The sequence below is a fragment of the Rhodococcus sp. IEGM 1406 genome (genome assembly GCF_030056745.1).
GTDB lineage: Bacteria > Actinomycetota > Actinomycetes > Mycobacteriales > Mycobacteriaceae > Rhodococcus_F > Rhodococcus_F erythropolis.
Window position 1 is genome coordinate 190,790 of the sequence record NZ_JASHKO010000007.1, and the last position, 17,989, is coordinate 208,778.

Consider the following 17,989-nt stretch of genomic DNA (forward strand, 5'->3'; position numbering starts at 1 on the left):
ATCCCCATTGTGGATAACTCCTGTGGACAACCTAGGAAGTTATCCACATGCTCGAGGATGAATTTCATCCACAGCCTCGTGACAACGCCACCGAGGTCGTCTCGTGGGCCACTCCGATGGGTGTTGTCTACGCGATGTTCGGCGGCGGAATTGCCCTCGCGATCGCCTCGATAATCGCGCCCACGGAGCCTGCCGGACGCTTCCTGCTCGCCCTCGCGGTGATCGGGCTGTTCGTGATGGGCGGCCTCGCCCTGCGTCAGCGCCCCCGCCTGGCGGTGATCGACAACGCAGGAACCAAGTCGATCGCGGTGCAGCGATTGCGCGCCCGCCACACGTTCACCCGCGAACAGATCGACCGCGTGCGTCTCGTCCGCTACCCGCGTCTGGGTCGACGCGTGCCGATGCTCGAGATCGACATCGTCGACCGGCCCACCGACACGGAGAAGCTGTTGATCTTCGGACGCTGGGATCTCGGTACGACGCCGGAGGACGTCCTGGACGTGCTTACCGTCCACGGTTTGGTACCGCCCGAGAAGTAAGCCGGGTTACATGGCCAGTGCCGCGAGGTCCGGCTGCACGATGTCGAGTGCCTGCTGCGGCACCGCGACGGCGTCGCTCGACCATCCCCAGATCGAGTACAGCTCGCGGCCGGGGTCGGTGTACCCGTCGCGGCCGTGAAGCACCCGGTAGTTGTCGATGCAGATCATCTCGCCGGCTTCGGCACGGAACATCGGCCCGCTGTCGCGCACGTGAATCACGGCCTCACTCCACTGCTTCACCAGCGGCCACTGCGCTTCTTCCGATTCACCGGCGATCGGCGCGAGGTACGGGTGATAGCGAACCTGGTTGCGTCCACTCGGCACCGTCCGGCCGATCGGCGCAAATGTGTTCTGCGGGAAGTTCGGTTCCGAATGGTCGATGTCTGTGCTCCAACAGAATTCGGCCAGCTCCGCTGTTGCGGGATCGAAGGCGAGCAATCGCGTCAGTTTGACCGCGTCGATGAGAAACGAGTCGCCGCCACTCGGGTACGCCGGGCGCTTGCACCACAGAAACAGGTAATCGGGAGCGTAATCGCCGAAAGCAAAACCGTCGTTGTGGGCAGTCATCCGCTCGCCGGAGATACCGAACGAGCGCTTGCGCCCGCGTTCGTCCACCGGTTGGGTGTCGACGACAGCGGCTTCGGCATCCTGACTTCTGGCGCTCGCCTCGAACTGGCGGCCGACGCGAATGCACTTCTCACCGAGCAACTTCGACGCGAAAGCAATGGCATCTTCCTCGGTGTGCAGCCCACCGAAGACCGCGGCGCCGTCCAGAGCGATTGCCGCCCGGACGGCCTCGAACGTGTCCACGCGCCGCGGAACAACACTTGCCAGCGTCAAATCGGAAGAGAACATTCATCACTCCATACGTCGAGTTCGCCAAACGGTTCAACTCGAGCGTAGGAACTCGTCATTTCGACGGCGTAACCCCGGAAACCGATTCGGTTACGGAGCCAGCCTTAAGATCACCCAGCCTTTCAAATCACCTTGCCCGGGTTCATGATTCCGTGAGGGTCGAGTGCGCCCTTGATTGCATGATGCATCGCGACGACGGCCGGTGACAGTTCCTGTGCCAGGCCACCCATCTTCAGTAGGCCGACGCCGTGTTCACCGGTGACGGTTCCGCCCAACTCGAGGGCGTTGTCGATGATCTCGGCAAAAGCCGCCTGAGCACGCCTCCGCGCCGCTTCGTCGTCGTGTGGCGTGATCAGCAGCGGATGCAGGTTGCCGTCACCCGCGTGCGCGATGTTCGCGATGTGCGTGTCGTGCCGGGCCGAGATGGCCTCGATCCGTGCCAGCATCTCCGGGACCGCTGCCTTGGGGACACAGATGTCCTCGGTGAGCACCGGGCCGAGCCGCTCGAGGGCGGGGTACGCCAGACGCCGGGCGGAGAACAGGGCGTCGGCTTCCTCCTGGTCGGTGGATCTGGCGCTCCAGGTTGCCCCGGAACGGTTGAAACAGGCCAACATTCGCTCGGCTTCGGCGTCGCCGATCCCACCAGGTGTGTCGATGCGGCCGAGCAGGACCACCTCGGCGTCGGCCGAGAGGCCCATGTTCTTCCAGGCGTCGACGGCAAGCAGACACTGTCGATCGATCAGCTCGAGGGCAGACGGCGTGAGCCCGTCTGCGGCGACGGCCTCGACGGCCTTGCCCGCAGCAACGATGGAGTCGAAGTATCCGACGATGGTGCGCTCGGGATCGCGCTGAGGACGTAGCTTGACGGTCACCTCGGTGATCACCCCGAGAGTGCCTTCGGAGCCGACCATGAGCGCGGAGAGATCAAACCCAGCCACTCCCTTGGCAGTTCGACGCCCGAGCCGAACCAGCTCACCGGTTCCGGTAACCACCTGCATGCCCAGCACGTAGTCCTTGGTGACGCCGTACTTGACGCAACACAGGCCCCCGGCATTGGTCGCGACGTTGCCGCCGATCGTCGACCAGGGTGCGCTCGCCGGATCGGGCGGATACCAGAGGCCGTGCTCGGCGCACGCGTCGCGGAGGTGATCGTTGACCACTCCGGGTTCGACCACGGCCAAACGCTCGAGGGTGTTGATCTCCTTGATGGCGTCCATCGCGTCGAAGGCGATCACGACGCCGCCGGCGACTGCGTTGGCTCCACCCGACAGACCGGTGCCTGCGCCGCGCGTGACGACGGGCGCACCGTGGGCGATGCACGCCTGCACAACTGTCTGTACCTGCTCGGCTGTACGCGGGCGGACCACGGCGACGGGCATCTCGTAGGGAGCCCACTCGGCGTCGTCGTGGATGTAGCTCGCCATGATGTCGGGGTCGGTGATCAGTCGATCCGCATCGATCTGCGAGCCGAGCGCCTCGAGGAGTGTCATGCCTCCACGATAGTGACGGCGGCTACACCACCCCATGTAGATTTACTCCGAGAAACCGGAAACCGTATGGACATTCTCTCCATACTCATCGTTGGCCTGACAATTTGGCCTGACAAGGGAGTGCCGATGCACGAGAACTGGCTACAGCTTCTCCTGGCCGAGGCATCCACCGAGGAACTGATCGAACACCGCGATCAGTTGGCCGCCGGGTCAGGCCCCGAGGTCGCAGCCGAGATCGAGCGAGAAGCCCGATCCGCACTCCAACTGCGTAGTCTCCTGGCTCAGCGCCGACAACGCGCCACCGAGCTGGGCGCACTCAACGACATCGCGTCGCTGCTGACCACGATGCACGATCATCACGCCCTTCTGCAGGAGATCGTGGATCAGGCCAAACGGCTACTCGGCGTAGACCTTTCGTACCTTGCTCTCATTCACGACGACATCTTGATCATCGAAGTCACGAGCGGGGCGTATACGTCGCAACTGCTCGGCCTGACGGTTCCGTTCCGAGAAGGCCTCATCGGTCGCGTGGTCGAGAACTCCTCTCCTGCTTGGTCTCCCGATTACCGCAACGATCCCTCGTTTGCACACATCGGGCCCGCCGACGACGCAGCACGAGCCGAGAACATGCGCGGCCTGTTGGCCGTTCCGCTGACTTTGAACGGCAAGATCCTGGGTGCCCTCTGCGCGTGCAAGCGTCAGGAGCGTCGATTCGGCAACGAGGAAGTTGCGTTGCTGTCCGCCCTCGCAGCTCATGCCTCGGTAGCCATCGAGAATGCCCGCTCTCTCGAACGCTATCGCGCGACGGTTGCAGAAGTGAATGCAGCGAACACCGAACTTGCCGAGCGCACAGCACTTCTCGAACAGACCCTGACCTGGGACCGATCGCTCACACAAGTTGTCCTGCGCGGCGGCGGTGTTCGCGAACTCGTGGAAGAAACCTCCGCGTCGACGGGTTCACCGGTGTTTTTCGTGACCGGAACGTCGGAGATCCCACCGGGACTGCAACGGGTAAGCGAGAGCGTGCATCGGGTCTTCGACATCTTTGCCGCTGACCGACGCGAGCAGGAGGTGACGCTCATCGTCGGTGAGCAGTTCCTGTTCGCCACCGAAGTACGCAGTGCCGGTGACCAACTCGGAGTTCTGTTCCTACTCTCGCGTCATGAACCCACCGCCGCCATGAGGTTGGCACTCGAAAGGTCAGCCCCGGCCATTGCGCTTGCCCTGGTAGGCGAACGGGCGGCCAGGGAAGCCACTCGCCGAGCACGCGACGCATTTCTGGTCGATCTGATCACCAGGCCAGCGCCGACGCCGGCCGAAGTCACCGGTCAGTTCCGCCTGGCCGGACTCAACCCCGACCGCTCGTACACCGTCGTGGTGGCCCGCCCGGCCGACGCCGTAGACCGTACGCGTCGCAGTATCGAGGAAATTGCATTTCCCTCGGGAACTGTTGTTGCCGAACATGGTTCACGGGTCATCGCTTTGATTCCGGGAATGTCACCGGCAGAGGTTGCGGCGGCGTGGGTGCAGCCGGCGGAGAACCCGACAGTGGGAATCGCCGATCCCGCGGTGGGAGCGGAAGGTCTGGCGCGAGCCTATGTCGAGGCACAGCACACCGTCGACGTCCTCGAGACTCTCGGTCGGGCTTCCCACGTGGAACCGGCAAGTTCCCTCGGCATCTACCGAATTCTCCTCAGCCGCACCGGCCGCGAAGAACTCGAATCGCTGACGCAGCGGTCCCTCGGCCCTCTCCTCGAGGAGGAGCAACGACGCGGCGTTCCGCTCTTGGACACCCTGGCGTCGTACCTGTCGCACAATTGCAAACATTCTGCGACCGCCGCCGCGCTCGCGATTCACGCCAACACTCTGTATCAACGCCTCGAATCGATCGACCGATTGATCGGTACGCAGTGGCGTCAGCCGGACCAGGCGCTCGATCTCGCGCTCCTGATCCGGCTGCGTGCCAGTGCGGGGAAACTCGGTCAGATCTGAGCGGGCTTGCTCGATCGCTTGGCCAGTGCCACCACAAGAATTGCGGCACAGAGCATCACGGCGCCCACCACCCACAGGCCTGCCTTGGCATTTCCGGTCACATCGGTGAGCCAGCCGGTGATGTACGGAGCACCGAAGCCCGACGCATTGCCGATCGAGTTGATCATGGCGATACCCGCGGCCGCGCTGGCACCCGTCAGGAACGTGGTGGGCAGGTACCAGAAGACGGGGAGCGCACAGAGGACACCGACAGCGGTGAGCGAGACCGCGATCATGACGGTGAACGGCGAATCCAGATACAGCGCAATCGGAATGGATACCGCACCCAGGAGCGTCGGGGCAGCAACGTGCCACATTCGTTCACCGGTCTTGTCGGAATGGCGGCTCCACAGCACCATCGCGACAGCGCCGATCGCGTAGGGGACGGCCACGATCAGGCCGGTCTCGACGAGCGAGAAATCGGTGTTGAACGTCTGCTTGAATCCTGCGACGATGCTGGGCAGGAAGAAGCTCAAAGCGTAAAGGCCGTACGTGATTCCGAAGTAGACCAGACCAAAACCGATGACGCGGGGATCGCGCAGGGTCTTGCCGGCGGACTGGTGACCGGCGTCGCCGAGTTCTTTCTCCTCGTCGGCCATGGACTTCATCAGCCAGGTGCGCTCCTCGAGGGTCAACCACTTCGCGTCGGCGGGACGGTCGGTGAGGTAGAACCAGACGACAAACGCCAAGATCACGGCGGGCAGACCCTCGATCAGGTACATCACGCGCCATCCGGCCAACCCGAACAGGCCGTCGCCGTACTGGATGATGGCAGCCGAGAGCGGGGCACCGAGCGCCGACGAGAGCGGAAGTGTCAGCAGGAACAAGCCCATCAGGCGTACGCGGTACTTCTTCGGGAACCAGAAGGTCAGGTAGAGAAGAACTCCGGGGAAAAAGCCTGCCTCGGCGATTCCCAGCAGAATGCGGAGGAAATAGAGGCTTCCCACGTTGGGCACGAATGCCAGCGCAGCGGCGAGGATGCCCCAGGTGAGCATGATGCGCGCGATCCACAGCCGGGCGCCGAAGCGGTGCAGGGCCAGGTTGCTCGGCACCTCGAACAACAGATAGCCGACGAAGAAGAGACCGGAGGCAAGGCCGAACATCGTCTCGGTCATCCCGAGGTCGGCGCTCATGGTGAGCTTCGCGAAGGCGATGTTCGTACGATCCAGATAGTTCACGAAATAGAGCAGGATCAGGAAGGGAATCAGCCGGCGCGCTACCTTCTTCACCACGCGAGATTCGATCTCGCTCGGTGCAACCCCACCATCAGTGGTGGTGCTATCGGTGGAGGTCATGGCAGGGGTACTCCTCGGAAAAGGTCAGCGTTGCTATCTACGAAGTGACTCAAGCCACAGTAGAAGCACCACCGAGCCCAACCTATGTGGACAATCTCTACAGAAGCCGTCCCTGCATGTGCGTTTACTCCCGACGATCCGGCGAATGACCCGCACCAGTCTGACGAACGTCCCTGAACAGTCGAAGGCGACAAACCCGCCTGAGCTGGGGGTTTAGCGCTACGAGCACCGAGTCACTGGCTAGTGTTATCGGCGAAATAGCCAGAGCAAGTGCGGACGCACCGCGTGACTTGAAGGACAGAACATGACGAAGATGGTTCGGACCACGATGACCCGCCGGTCCTCCACCGCAGTCGCTGCCACCATCGCGGCGGTCGCTCTATTCGCCTCCGCCTGCGGCAGCGACTCCGACAAGACCGACTCCGACAAGAGTGCTGCCGGCGCCTCGTCCGCTACTTCCTCGGCCATCGTCGGCGGGAAGACGCTCGACGCCAAATTCGAGACGAAGTGCGCAAAGGACGGCGGCACGACAGTTATGACACTGCTCGACGCGGAAAATGCCACCTACGGCATGTTGACCGTCTCAGCCATCATCGATGAATCCGGCACGGTTCAGACTGCTGGAATCGCCGGAAGCGAGGGTGGATCGAACGGTCTGCCGTACACCGCCGGATTCGCGCCGGGTCTGCCTGGCGGATCTGCCAGTGCCAAGCAGGACGGCAATACCTTCGTGGTGACGGGCGAGGGAATCGGCGCCCGGGACAAGGGCAACCCGATGGAGACGTCGAGCTTCGAGATCACGTTCGCCTGCGAGTCCATGATCGGCGGCTGATTCTTGCTAACTGATTCCCAGCTGTTCGCGCAGTTGGACGACGCGGAGCACGATGACTCCGATTGTCACCACAGTGACGGCACCAAAAGCGATCCAGCCGATCCGCACTGCTTTCACGCGGTTCTCACCGGCGCCCAACCACTGTGGGGCGTACAGGAATGCAGCGGCCGTTGCGGCACCTGCCACCAGACCTCCCGCGTGACCCCAGAACGAGATCCCGGGCAGCGAAATGCTGATGATCACATTGATCGCGATCACCGAGATGATCGGGACCGGGCTTCGACGCAAACGCAGTAGAAGGACGGCCTGTGCGCCCATGATGCCGAAGATTGCACCCGACGCTCCAGCGGTCCAGGACAGGGCCGTGAGCGAGGAGAACACCGGCTGGAACGCCATCACGGAGGCAGATCCGCCGAGGAGCGAAACCAGATAGATGCCGATGTACCGGGAGCGGCCCATCACGATTTCGGTGTCACGCCCCAGGATGTAGAGGGCGTACATGTTGACCGCGAGGTGCAAGATGCCGAAGTGCAGGAACCCGGAGCCAATGAGCCGGAACCAGTCACCGCTGGCGACCAGACCTGGATTGAGTGCCCAGTTCGCGAAGATCGACGAACCGACCTGATTGTTCATGATGCTTCGCGACTGCGCGAAGGTGGCGAGGAACGCCAGGACGTTGAGCCCCATCAAGGTGTACGTCACGACCGGGACCGCGCGGGTGGGGCTCACGGTGTTTCCGGCGACGCCCCGAACGGGGCGGACATCGCGTTGGCCGGCAGCTACACAGTCAACACATTGGTATCCCACCGCCGCCTCGCGGAGGCAGTCCGGGCACGCCGGACGTCCACAACGATTGCAGGAAAGTGCGGTGGGTCGATCTGGATGGCGGACGCACCGCGGTTGGGGCGGGATGCCCTCACTCGCACCGCCGCCCCAACCGGGGTTCGTCATCTGCTTGTTTTACCTGTTCAGGAGATGGTGATGCTGTTGATCACGACGGGCTCGACCGGACGATCGCCACGATCGACGGCGGTGGAGGAGATAGCGTCGACAACCTTCTTGGAATCGTCGTCGAGAACCTCACCGAAGATGGTGTGGCGACGGTTCAGGTGCGGCGTCGGGCCGGTGGTGATGAAGAACTGCGAGCCGTTGGTTCCCGGGCCTGCGTTGGCCATGGCCAGCAGGTAGGAGCGGTCGAACTGCAGTTCCGGGTGGAACTCGTCACCGAACTTGTAGCCCGGGCCGCCGGTGCCGGTTCCGGTGGGGTCGCCACCCTGGATCATGAAGCCGTCGATGACGCGGTGGAAGATGGCACCGTCGTAGAACGGGCCGGTCTTGGTGCCGGCGGCGTTTGCGGTGGTGTACTCCTTCGAGCCGTCGGCGAGGCCGACGAAGTTCTCGACGGTCTTCGGCGCATGGTTGCCGAACAGAGCGATCTTGATGTCGCCGCGGTTCGTGTGCAGCGTTGCGGTTGCGGTCTGATGAGTTGAAGTCACACCACCATCGTGCCATTGCCGGCGTTCTCGCGGATGCCGCCCCGTAAAACTCTCCCTGTCCCCGCCTCACTGTTATGGCACAGTGAAGTCATGACACGAGTGACCGAGTCCCTCAGCACGCAGTTGCCCGACACCTTCGATCACGCGCGCGCCCGCGTCGAGGACACCTTCGACGAGACTGCCGCCTACCTCGAAGAGACAGCGGCTCGTATCAAGGAGTCCGAGGCAGCCGACAACGCTCGCCGCATCGCCGCGGTGGTCGCGACGTCGGTCGCTCGCGGCGCCGGGCAGGTCGGGTTGTTCCTGGGTCGCCAGGGCAAAGTCCTCGCCAAGAAGGGCGTCGAGCGCGCAAAGGCTATCCCCACGAAGTCCGCGGAACGCACCGAGAAGCCTCGTGGCCGCAAGCGCGTCGCCGTGTTCGTCATCGCCGGTGTCGCGGTGATCGGTGGCGCGGTGTTCTTCAAGAGCCGCCGACGCGAGCATCCGCCGGTCGCTTCCGCACCCCCTCGGCTCGAAGAGAACTCGGCCGAGAAGACCGCTTAGTCGACACACGAAAAGCCCCGGAACAGATTGTGTTCCGGGGCTTTTCGATGTTCACGTTCAGCAGTTGGACGGTGCCGGGACGTTGTTGAAGCGATCGATCATGTACCCGACGGATTCGGGTGTACCCACCAGGTACGGCGTCGCATGATTGATTGCCATGCCCGGAATGATCGGGGGCAGTTCGTTGACGGAGAACTGCACCGTCGCGCCCTTGCCGCACCAGTCACGGGCCAGTTGCTGTCCCTGGCCGAACGGAACGATGTCATCGGAGCGGCCATGCTGAATGAGTACGGGCGACTCCGGCGTCAGCTTGCCGATCTTCTGCTCGTCGAGGATCGCCTGCGCCATGGGTAGACGCGCCAGAACTGCGGAGAGTGATTCACCGGAATTGGTGAAGCTCGACGACTGCTGGAAGCCGAACTGCAATCCACTTTCGGCGACGCACTGGTTCTTGGTGGCGGCCAACATCTGTCGGCCGCGATCGTTGATCTCGGCGTCGAGCAGCGGCTGAACCTCGGGGTACTGCGCAAGGATCCCGTTGAGCGCGTAGCCGATCACTCCGGTGAGGAACGTGCCGTCGACCTGCTGCAGCGTCGCCGCCAGATCGGCGGGCGGTGCACCTGCGTACGTGCCCTTGAGATCAAGCTCGGGAGCATACGACGGCTTCAATTCCGTTGCGGCAGCGGCAGCTCCACCACCTTGCGAGTAACCCCACAGTCCGACGGGGCCGTCGGCGAGAATGCCCGTGTTCGGGAGCTGCTGAGCGGCACGCACCGAGTCCAGAACCGCGTGCGCTTCGGCTTCGCGGTTGACGTAGGTGTGATCGCCAGGAGTTCCGAGGCCTTCGTAATCGGTGACTACGACGGCGATGCCGTTGAGCAGCAACGTGTTCACCCAGATGGACTCGTAGCCGACCATGACGTCCGTCGGGAACTGGTACTCGATACCGGTGTTGAACAGTTTGGACGGAGCGCATTGATCGCCCTGCCCATGCGTTCCTACCGCTGCGGCAACCAGTGGACGCGCCCCCTGCCCGGTCCACGGGTTCGACGGTTCGAGGTAGGTCCCCGTCACGGCAACGGGAGCACCCTTGGCGTCCTCGCTTCGGTACATGATCTTGGTGGCGGTTGCCGGCCACGCACCGTTCGATCCGGGCACGCTCAGCAGCAGTGGTGACGGCTCACTCTTGATGAGATCTCCGTTGGCACCTGCCGGAAGCTCCGACGGCGGCGTGTAGAAATCCGCCGGCTCCGCCATTGCGGCAGGGGCCGTCACAGCACCCATGACCAGTGCCGCGACGGAAACCCCGGCCGCCCACCATGCTCTGCTCTTCACGTTTCGATCTCCCCACGCTCGCTTGCGCTGTGGCTTGGCACACAGCGAACGCAGAGTAACACATACCTCACGTAACACTTTTTCGTGAGGTTTTCGCCTTAACAGGCTGACTTACAACCCTTTACGACTACTTCGTGGGCTCCAGATTGGAGGTCAGCAGCGAACGAAGCTTGTCGGTATCAGCCGAGGTCCACGCCTCGGGGTGCAGGATCTTGGCCCACATGTCCGCTGCATCCTCGCCGTAATTGTGACCGTGCCCGGACGGGACGTCAGCCGAGAAGACCATGTCGAGGGTTACCTGCCAGAAGGTCACGAGAGGTACCCACGTCATTCCCGGATCCACGTCGCGACCCAGCGGTTCCTTGAGCCAATCCGGCTTGTTGAGCAGCAGGTCGAAGGACCACCATGTGATCGGGTCGCTGGCGTGCTGCCAGTACACGATGCGATCGTCGTCCCAGTCGGACTTCAGCTCCAGATCTTCCGGATCACCGGCAAACCGAATTGCCTGGCCACCGTCGATCACCGGCAGGATCTCCGGTGAGCCCGAGTCGCGGCTGTCCGTGATTTCCTGCCACTGAGCAGTGAAGTTGGGGGTTCCGACCCACAGTGCGCCGTCGACGCGCGTCATCATGTCCTGAGCGCCGGCAAATGCGGCCTGGCCACCGTAGGAGCCGAGGCTCTCACCGAAGACAACCAGCTCGGGCCGCGTCTCCACGGGCAGGTCGATCCACTTGGCGTACACCGCGTTGAAGAGTGCGCGACCGGCAATCATCGGCGTCTCACGGTCGGCGATGAAGGCCAACGGACTCGGAAGGAACGAGTACTGCATCGACGCGATCGCCGTGTCCCCGCCCTCGACGTACTCGAACGCCGACGCGACGTCCTCGTTCACCCAACCGCGGCCGGTGGTCGTGACAACCGCGAGGGTTCCGCGGTCGAATCCGCCGGTGCGCTCCAACTCGTCGACGACCCGCTGTGCGACACCGTTGATCGAGTCCGAGGATTCGCGTCCGGCGTACACCCGGATCGGTTGCTTCGCTTCACGTCCGGTCAATGCAGTGATCTCGGCCGCGGTGGGACCGCTGCCCATGAAGGTGCGCCCCTCCTGGCCGAGCGAATCCCAGGCCTCCGCGGACATCGGTGAACCACTGCGCTCAGCGATCAAGGGTTGTTCGATGCCGTCCGGTGTTTCGTGATCCGCACCGGAGAAACTCCAGTTCGCGAAGGCAATCAACCCGTTGTACAGCGCACCGTTCACAATGAAGATGCCGAGGGCGAAGATGACGATCAAGCTGCCGACCTTCGCCGCTTCGAGGGGAACGAACCGAAGTGCGACGGCGGTGAGCTTGTTGGTGGTGAAACGAAGACCACGGCCTGCCTCGAGCAGGATGAACCAGATTCCGAGCGAAATCAGCAGCACCAGAAGGTAATTCGCCTGATTGGTGCGAGGAGCTTCGACAAGATCGCGAACGATCTGCTGCCACCACGAACCGAGGACCAAGAACGTCGGAACCAGAATGACGGCCGCGGCCAACAAGACTCGCCAGCCGATCTTCTTGGTGCGATCCGACCACTGCGGTTCGACGCCGCACTTGCGGATCATCCAGGCAACCGTCACGCCGACGCCGTATCCCATCGCGAGCGAGATGCCCGTCGCAACGCCCTGCAAGTACCACGCGCGCGGCAACAGGGAAGGACTCATCGACCAGGTGAAGAAGACCAGAGCAAAGGCAAGCCCGACCGGGTGCAGCGTCTTGCAGTAGAGGCGCAGCCGTTCCCACACACGTTTCATGCCGGAATCGTATGCGCCCCGTGCCCGAATCAGGTCACGAAGCGCACACGCGTCCAGTCTGTTTACGGGGCGAAGCGCAAAATCGCGGCAACTGCGCCGCCGCCCGGAATGTCCTCGGCGCGAACAGCGAGGACCCGAGCACCCGTCAGGAGCGCACGACGAGCGATCTCGTCGACGACCCCGTATGTACTTCCGTTGGTCGACTCACCGGTCGTGAGAGCGCCCGTCTGGGGATCGAGACTTCCGGGTACAACGGAATCGATGTCGATGAAAACGGTGTCGACCTGTCCGTACGTCGCGGCCGTTGCCACGTCGGCGACGTCGGTTTGAGTGCGACCTTGTTCCGTGCGCACATTGAAGGTGTCCCGCACCGCCGCCAACTGCTCGGCGTGGAAATCGTCGAGCGCCGGTCGCGATCCGTCCGCCACCTCCTGCGTCGACAAGGCTTCCGGATTTCCCTCGACGGTTTTGTCGACCAGGTGACGGTACGAATTCACGGAGCGATACACCGACGCGATGGGTTCCGCAGCGGCCAGGATCAAGGGGACGTCGCGGCCGGCGAGGACACCACGGACCTCGTGATCGACTGCGCGGGCGTACTGATTGACGCGCAGCTTTCGGCTGTCCGAACCCGAGAGCCGACCGGCTTCCGTTCGGCTGTTGATCGAGGACTTACCCGCGTGATCCGCAGCGTTCTTCGGCATTCCCTGAACACGAACCTCGTCGGCCGGTTGGTCGGCGGCGATCTCGATCAATCGCACCGAACCTTCGGCGAGAGCGAGAACAAACGCCGTCTGGGGGAAGGTCACCGAACGGAGCAGTGGCTTGAGATGAAACCGATCGCTGACCGTTTCGAGCGCCTGCAGACGGTTGGGGAGGCGGAAGGTCACCAGACGCTCCGGCGTCGCGTACGTGACCAATGAGCGCGACTGGAAGCGCCAGAAATCGTCGTCGTCGTCGAGCTCTGCGTATTCGGCCTCGAACAGCTTGCGCTCGGCCGGATCCTCCACCGATGCGAGCGCCGAGCGGACCTGGTCCTTGAAGGCGATGCGCGCTTTGTCATGATCCTGCGGCGCATCTTCAGTCGGAGTCACGATGGTGATGCAGGTGGGCCCTTCCACCTCCGCGAGTGCGGCAATTTCACCGTGGCTGGGAATGTCGTTGTGAAGCACTACGAACCTCCTGAAATTGGGTTCTCCTCACGCTACGCCCGGCTGGTTATGACCACTAGACTTTCCGGAGAATTCGGGACGAACGGTCCATAGTGGGCGCTGTTCTGGCCACCCCACTCCGAGCGAACGGCATGTTCATCGCCTTCAGTGCGCCGAAAGTGCCGTTCGCTCAAAAGGGGAGGGCCACGAGTCGGGCACCGGCTGGCCGGACATCGGCACATCGGCATACAAAAACACCCTCCCGGATCCCGGGAGGGTGTTTTCTTACTGTGGAGCCTAGGAGATTCGAACTCCTGACATCTGCCTTGCAAAGGCAGCGCTCTACCAACTGAGCTAAGGCCCCGTTCGGTTTTCTGACCGGAGTCAGAGTACCTAGGTTCTATCCTGTTTCCAAATCGTGCCAAACCTTGTCTCCGCGCTGACTTTTGATCAGCTTGGTGACCCCGAGAGCTACCAGAATTCCGGCCCCGACAAGCAGGAAAACCTTCATTCCAGCAACCCTTCTTCGGCACATGGGAGTGGGCCTAGGAGGACTTGAACCTCCGACCTCTTCATTATCAGTAAAGCGCTCTAACCACCTGAGCTATAGGCCCCTGAACCGATTCCAAAGATTACCCCACCGGGCCGCTGACACCAAAACGGGCCCGGCGGAGCAATGTTTTCGCAGGTCAGTCGCGGTCGGCGAGAGTTACCTCGACGCCGCCAACCAGGTCGCTGCAGAGGTTGTAGATGAACGATCCGATCGTGACGAGTGCCGTGAAAAGCACCATGTTCGCGATACCGATCAGCGCGGCGTAGCCGAACACCTGGCCGGCCGTCACCAGACCGTCGGAGCCGCCGTCGGCAACGATGTCGGTGAACGCGTTGTTCAGGCGATCCCAGACGCCCATGCCGTCGAGAACGACGTAGAGCAGTCCGACGGCCACCATCCACACGAAGAACAGCGACACCGAGATCACGGACGTGATCTTGAGCGTGGACCACGGGTCGATACGACGGATCTGGACCGTTGCGCGCAGTGGCGCACCGTCCACGACCGAAGCCGATACGGCGTGAGTTTTCTCACCCTTCACCGCAGCAGGCAACGGATGCTTGGCCTCGGAGAGGTCAGGCATGTCCTTCGGCAGATCCTTGCGATCGATGTGCCGAGTCGGCCCGTCGATCGCGGCGGCTTTTGCTTTCGGATTAGCGACGGTGGGATTGGCGGCCGTGGCATTTGCAGCCTTGGGATTTGCGCCCGAGGGTGCAACAGCCTTGGCTGCCGCTGCGCCGGCGACGCCACCAGTAGCTGCGGCAGCTGCCGTTCCTGTCACGACAGGACGCGCCGACGGGTTGCCGGCAGGACGACCTGTCTGTGCACCGGCAGCAGGGCGACCCGCCTGCGGCTGTCCCTTCGGCGCACCACCCTGTGCGGGGGTTTTGGCCGGACCACCCTGTGCCGGACCACCCTGCGCCGGGCCTGCCGCAGCAGGACGCTGCGGACCCGCAGGCGGCTTACCCCCAGCAGGAGCTGCCTGTCGACCTGCAGGAGCACCAGCGCCGGCCGGGCGCGTGATGTTGGTCTGCGGCTGACTTTGCGGAGCCTGATTCTGCGGTGGCTGAGCCTTCGACGCCGGGGCCTTGGACCCCGGATTCTGAGCAGGAGCCTTCGGCGCCTGAGATGGCTGCCCCTGAGGCTGGCCTGACGGCTGGGGTCCCCGTTGCCACGGCGGTGCCTGGCTGCCACGAGCCTGATTGGCGACCGGTTGCGGCGGAGCCTGACCATCACCCTTCGCCGGAGTTACCGGCGCAACCGGAGCCACAGAAGGAACGGAAGGAGCCTGACCCTTGGCCGCACCCGCGGCGTCGGGAGCCGCAGCCGCCGGTTTCTGGGCCGAATCCGACGGGCCGCGAGGCGGCTCCGGTGCCTTAGGCGCCGGAGCTGCCTCGGAAGCTTTGGGTCCGCCGTCCGCTGGAGCTGCAGGTTTCGAGGTCTGCGGCCCCGCCGGAGCAGTTGCCTGCTCCGGCTTCGGTGGCGTCGAACCTGAAGTGCTTTCACTCTTCTGGTCACTGCCCGGCTGGTTGGGAGTGCTCACTAGGACTCCTTAGCTCCATCGGCATTGTCTGCGTTGTCGGTGGTCTCTGCAGCGAGCTCTTCGGGCTCGTCGGCGTTGCGCGCAATCGCGAGCAATGTGTCGCCTTCGCCGAGGTTCATCAGACGCACGCCCTTGGTCTGGCGTCCCGCCTTACGAACCTGCTTGGCAGCCGTCCTGATGACGCCGCCGCCCGAGGTGATCGCGTACAGCTCGTCGTCGTCGTCGACGATGAGCGCACCGACCAGAGTGCCACGTTTCTTGTCGTACTGAATCGTGAGCACGCCCTTGCCGCCGCGACCCTGCACCGGGTAATCCTCCATGCCGGTTCGCTTGGAGTAACCGCCCGAGGTGGCGACCAGGAGGAACGTTCCTTCACGAACGACGTTGAGCGAGAGCAGCTCGTCGTCACCGTTGAAACGCATGCCCTGGACACCGGAAGTGGCGCGGCCCATCGGACGCAGTGCCTCGTCGGTGGCCGAGAAGCGGATCGACTGGCCCTGTGCCGAGACCAGGAGCAGGTCGTCGTCGGCGGAGCAGAGAACAGCGCCGACCAGTTCGTCTTCACCGCGCAGGTTGATGGCGACGATGCCACCGCTGCGGTTGGAGTCGAAGTCGGTGAGCTTGGACTTCTTGACCAGACCGTTGCGAGTGGCGAGCACCAGGTAAGGCGCGTCTTCGTACGTCTTGATCTGGATGACGGACTGGATGCGCTCGTCCGGCTGGAAGGCCAGGAGGTTGGCAACGTGCTGACCGCGAGCGGTACGGCTCGCCTCGGGCAGCTCGTAAGCCTTCGCGCGGTAGACGCGGCCCTTCGTGGTGAAGAACAGCAGCCAGTCGTGCGTCGAGGTGACGAAGAAGTGCGAGACGATGTCGTCCTGCTTGAGGCCGGCACCCTGAACACCCTTGCCGCCGCGCTTCTGCGATCGGTAGAGATCAGTCTTGGTGCGCTTGGCGTAACCGGTCTCGGTGATCGTGACGACGACGTCTTCGCGGGCGATCAGATCCTCGTCGTTGACGTCTCCGTCGGCGGCGATGATGCGGGTACGACGGTCGTCGCCGTACTTGTCGACGATTTCCTTGAGCTCGTCACGAACGATCGCGCGCTGACGCTCCGGGCGAGCCAGAATGTCTTCGAGGTCCGCGATTTCGAGTTCGATCTCGGCCAACTCGTCGACGATCTTCTGACGCTCGAGGGCGGCCAGACGACGCAGCTGCATGCCGAGGATGGCGTCGGCCTGGATCTCGTCGACGTCGAGGAGTTCCATCAATCCGGCGCGAGCGATGTCGACGGTCTGCGACGCACGGATCAAGGCGATGACCTCGTCCAGAGCGTCGAGCGCCTTGACCAGACCGCGCAGGATGTGGGCGCGCTCCTGTGCCTTGCGAAGCAGGTACCTGGTACGACGAACGATGACCTCGAGCTGATGCGTCGTGTACAGACGGATCATCTGGTCGAGGCGCAGCGTGCGCGGCACTCCGTCGACGATGGAGAGCATGTTGCAGCCGAAGCTGGTCTGCAGCTGGGTGTGCTTGTAAAGGTTGTTCAGCACGACCTTGGCAACGGCGTCACGCTTGACGGTGACGACGATGCGCATGCCGACGCGGTCCGAGGACTCGTCGTGGATGTCGGAGATGCCACCGATCTTCGCGTCACGAACCTGCTCCGCGATGGAGGTGATCAGGTTGTCCGGGTTGACCTGGTAGGGCAGCTCGGTGATGACGATCGTGGTGCGGCCCTTGGCATCTTCTTCGATCTCGACGACGCCGCGCATACGAACGGAGCCACGACCGGTGGTGTAGGCATCCTGGATGCCCTGTCCACCGACGATGAGCCCGTGCGTCGGGAAGTCGGGTCCCTTGATGCGCTCCATGACGGCCGCGAGGGTGGCTTCCTCGTCCGCCTCGAAGTTCTCGAGCGCCCAGTAGATGGCCTCGGCAACTTCACGCAGGTTGTGCGGCGGAATGTTGGTGGCCATACCGACGGCGATGCCGTTGGAACCGTTGATCAGAAGGTTCGGGATACGGCTGGGCAGAACCGTCGGTTCCTGCGTCTTGCCGTCGTAGTTCGGGGTGAAATCGACTGTCTCGTGGTCGATTTCGCGCAGCATTTCCATCGCGAGCGGCGTGAGCCTGCACTCGGTGTAACGCATGGCGGCTGCGCCGTCGTTGCCGCGGGATCCGAAGTTTCCCTGACCGTCGACGAGCGGGTAACGCAGTGACCACGGCTGGGCCATACGGACCAACGTGTCGTAGATCGAGGAGTCGCCGTGGGGGTGGTAGTTACCCATGGTCTCGGCGACCGGTCGGGCAGACTTCACGTATCCGCGGTCTGGGCGATATCCGTTGTCGTACATCGCGTAGAGCACGCGGCGGTGCACCGGCTTGAGTCCGTCGCGGACATCCGGCAGAGCGCGACCGACGATGACGCTCATGGCGTAGTCGATGTAGCTGTTCTGCATTTCCTGCTGGATGTCGACCGGTTCGATCCGGTCGTGTTGCGGACCGTCCGGTGGCAACGTGGTGTCGGTCATGAG

General features: G+C 63.3%; 14 protein-coding genes and 2 tRNA genes. 4 read left to right on the top strand and 12 right to left on the bottom strand.

All coding sequences use genetic code 11. From position 1 onward, the window contains the following. The first annotated feature begins 47 nt into the window (after positions 1–47). Positions 48–539 carry a PH domain-containing protein gene (locus QM596_RS27575; RefSeq protein ID WP_020905623.1) on the top strand — a complete coding sequence of 164 codons (492 nt, stop codon included), beginning with the start codon at positions 48–50 and terminating at the stop codon, positions 537–539. Between the two features lie 6 nt (positions 540–545). Here the strand turns inward: QM596_RS27575 and QM596_RS27580 are convergent, their stop codons facing one another. Together QM596_RS27580 and QM596_RS27585 are read right to left on the bottom strand one after the other, a co-directional pair. Next, complete coding sequence (locus tag QM596_RS27580; protein WP_283310394.1) at positions 546–1,394, bottom strand: TauD/TfdA family dioxygenase; 849 nt, start codon at positions 1,392–1,394, stop codon at positions 546–548. Positions 1,395–1,516: 122 nt separating this feature from the next. Beyond that, a complete protein-coding gene (locus QM596_RS27585; protein WP_283310395.1) occupies positions 1,517–2,884 on the bottom strand; it encodes an FAD-binding oxidoreductase in 1,368 nt (455 codons plus the stop codon). Positions 2,885–3,010: 126 nt separating this feature from the next. On the opposite strand from QM596_RS27585, the gene QM596_RS27590 reads away from it, so the two are divergent. Further along, complete coding sequence (locus tag QM596_RS27590) at positions 3,011–4,876, top strand: helix-turn-helix domain-containing protein (protein ID WP_283310396.1); 1,866 nt, start codon at positions 3,011–3,013, stop codon at positions 4,874–4,876. Here QM596_RS27590 and QM596_RS27595 read toward each other — a convergent pair. Then, a complete protein-coding gene (locus QM596_RS27595) occupies positions 4,867–6,210 on the bottom strand; it encodes an MFS transporter (protein WP_003942551.1) in 1,344 nt (447 codons plus the stop codon). The genes QM596_RS27590 and QM596_RS27595 overlap by 10 nt on opposite strands. Before the next feature lie 304 nt (positions 6,211–6,514). Here QM596_RS27595 and QM596_RS27600 point away from each other — a divergent pair, with 304 nt between their 5' ends. Next, positions 6,515–7,042 carry a lipoprotein LpqH gene (locus tag QM596_RS27600; protein ID WP_283310397.1) on the top strand — a complete coding sequence of 176 codons (528 nt, stop codon included), beginning with the start codon at positions 6,515–6,517 and terminating at the stop codon, positions 7,040–7,042. A 6-nt stretch (positions 7,043–7,048) separates the two neighbouring features. Here the strand turns inward: QM596_RS27600 and QM596_RS27605 are convergent, their stop codons facing one another. After that, positions 7,049–7,993: a rhomboid family intramembrane serine protease gene (locus QM596_RS27605; protein ID WP_042453365.1), complete on the bottom strand. Its 945-nt coding sequence runs from the start codon at positions 7,991–7,993 to the stop codon at positions 7,049–7,051. Between the two features lie 17 nt (positions 7,994–8,010). After that, positions 8,011–8,538 (bottom strand): peptidylprolyl isomerase, encoded by a 528-nt coding sequence (locus tag QM596_RS27610; protein ID WP_007729190.1) that lies wholly within the window; start codon positions 8,536–8,538, stop codon positions 8,011–8,013. A gap of 90 nt (positions 8,539–8,628) precedes the next feature. Between QM596_RS27610 and QM596_RS27615 the strand changes: the two genes are divergently transcribed. After that, positions 8,629–9,081 carry a hypothetical protein gene (locus tag QM596_RS27615; protein WP_019746221.1) on the top strand — a complete coding sequence of 151 codons (453 nt, stop codon included), beginning with the start codon at positions 8,629–8,631 and terminating at the stop codon, positions 9,079–9,081. Between the two features lie 57 nt (positions 9,082–9,138). On the opposite strand, the gene QM596_RS27620 is transcribed toward QM596_RS27615, so the two are convergent. The 7 genes from QM596_RS27620 to gyrA all read right to left on the bottom strand — a co-directional run bounded on the left by QM596_RS27620 (position 9,139) and on the right by gyrA (position 17,986). Then, entirely contained in the window at positions 9,139–10,416 is a 1,278-nt protein-coding gene (locus QM596_RS27620) for a lipase family protein (RefSeq protein WP_279164435.1), read from the bottom strand. 127 nt (positions 10,417–10,543) lie between these two features. After that, entirely contained in the window at positions 10,544–12,208 is a 1,665-nt protein-coding gene (locus QM596_RS27625) for an alpha/beta hydrolase (RefSeq protein WP_020967982.1), read from the bottom strand. A gap of 62 nt (positions 12,209–12,270) precedes the next feature. Further along, complete coding sequence (locus QM596_RS27630) at positions 12,271–13,380, bottom strand: baeRF11 domain-containing protein (protein WP_003942559.1); 1,110 nt, start codon at positions 13,378–13,380, stop codon at positions 12,271–12,273. Between the two features lie 270 nt (positions 13,381–13,650). After that, positions 13,651–13,723: transfer RNA gene (locus QM596_RS27635), tRNA-Ala, on the bottom strand. Positions 13,724–13,899: 176 nt separating this feature from the next. Then, a tRNA-Ile gene (locus tag QM596_RS27640) sits at positions 13,900–13,973 on the bottom strand. Between the two features lie 75 nt (positions 13,974–14,048). Continuing rightward, positions 14,049–15,455, bottom strand: a complete 1,407-nt coding sequence (locus QM596_RS27645; protein ID WP_113683380.1) for a DUF3566 domain-containing protein — start codon at positions 15,453–15,455, stop codon at positions 14,049–14,051. Then, entirely contained in the window at positions 15,455–17,986 is a 2,532-nt protein-coding gene (gene gyrA, locus QM596_RS27650) for a DNA gyrase subunit A (protein WP_019746215.1), read from the bottom strand. The genes QM596_RS27645 and gyrA overlap by 1 nt, the downstream gene beginning before the upstream one ends. Between the last annotated feature and the right edge of the window lie 3 nt (positions 17,987–17,989).

What these genes read in the sequence shown, in the direction of transcription:
- QM596_RS27625 (WP_020967982.1), bottom strand. Translation starts at nt 12,208, where the DNA reads ATGAAACGTGTGTGGGAACGGCTGCGCCTCTACTGCAAGACGCTGCAC.
- QM596_RS27590 (WP_283310396.1), top strand. Translation starts at nt 3,011, where the DNA reads ATGCACGAGAACTGGCTACAGCTTCTCCTGGCCGAGGCATCCACCGAG.
- QM596_RS27600 (WP_283310397.1), top strand. Translation starts at nt 6,515, where the DNA reads ATGACGAAGATGGTTCGGACCACGATGACCCGCCGGTCCTCCACCGCA.
- QM596_RS27605 (WP_042453365.1), bottom strand. Translation starts at nt 7,993, where the DNA reads ATGACGAACCCCGGTTGGGGCGGCGGTGCGAGTGAGGGCATCCCGCCC.
- gyrA (WP_019746215.1), bottom strand. Translation starts at nt 17,986, where the DNA reads ATGACCGACACCACGTTGCCACCGGACGGTCCGCAACACGACCGGATC.
- QM596_RS27585 (WP_283310395.1), bottom strand. Translation starts at nt 2,884, where the DNA reads ATGACACTCCTCGAGGCGCTCGGCTCGCAGATCGATGCGGATCGACTG.
- QM596_RS27575 (WP_020905623.1), top strand. Translation starts at nt 48, where the DNA reads ATGCTCGAGGATGAATTTCATCCACAGCCTCGTGACAACGCCACCGAG.
- QM596_RS27580 (WP_283310394.1), bottom strand. Translation starts at nt 1,394, where the DNA reads ATGTTCTCTTCCGATTTGACGCTGGCAAGTGTTGTTCCGCGGCGCGTG.
- QM596_RS27595 (WP_003942551.1), bottom strand. Translation starts at nt 6,210, where the DNA reads ATGACCTCCACCGATAGCACCACCACTGATGGTGGGGTTGCACCGAGC.
- QM596_RS27615 (WP_019746221.1), top strand. Translation starts at nt 8,629, where the DNA reads ATGACACGAGTGACCGAGTCCCTCAGCACGCAGTTGCCCGACACCTTC.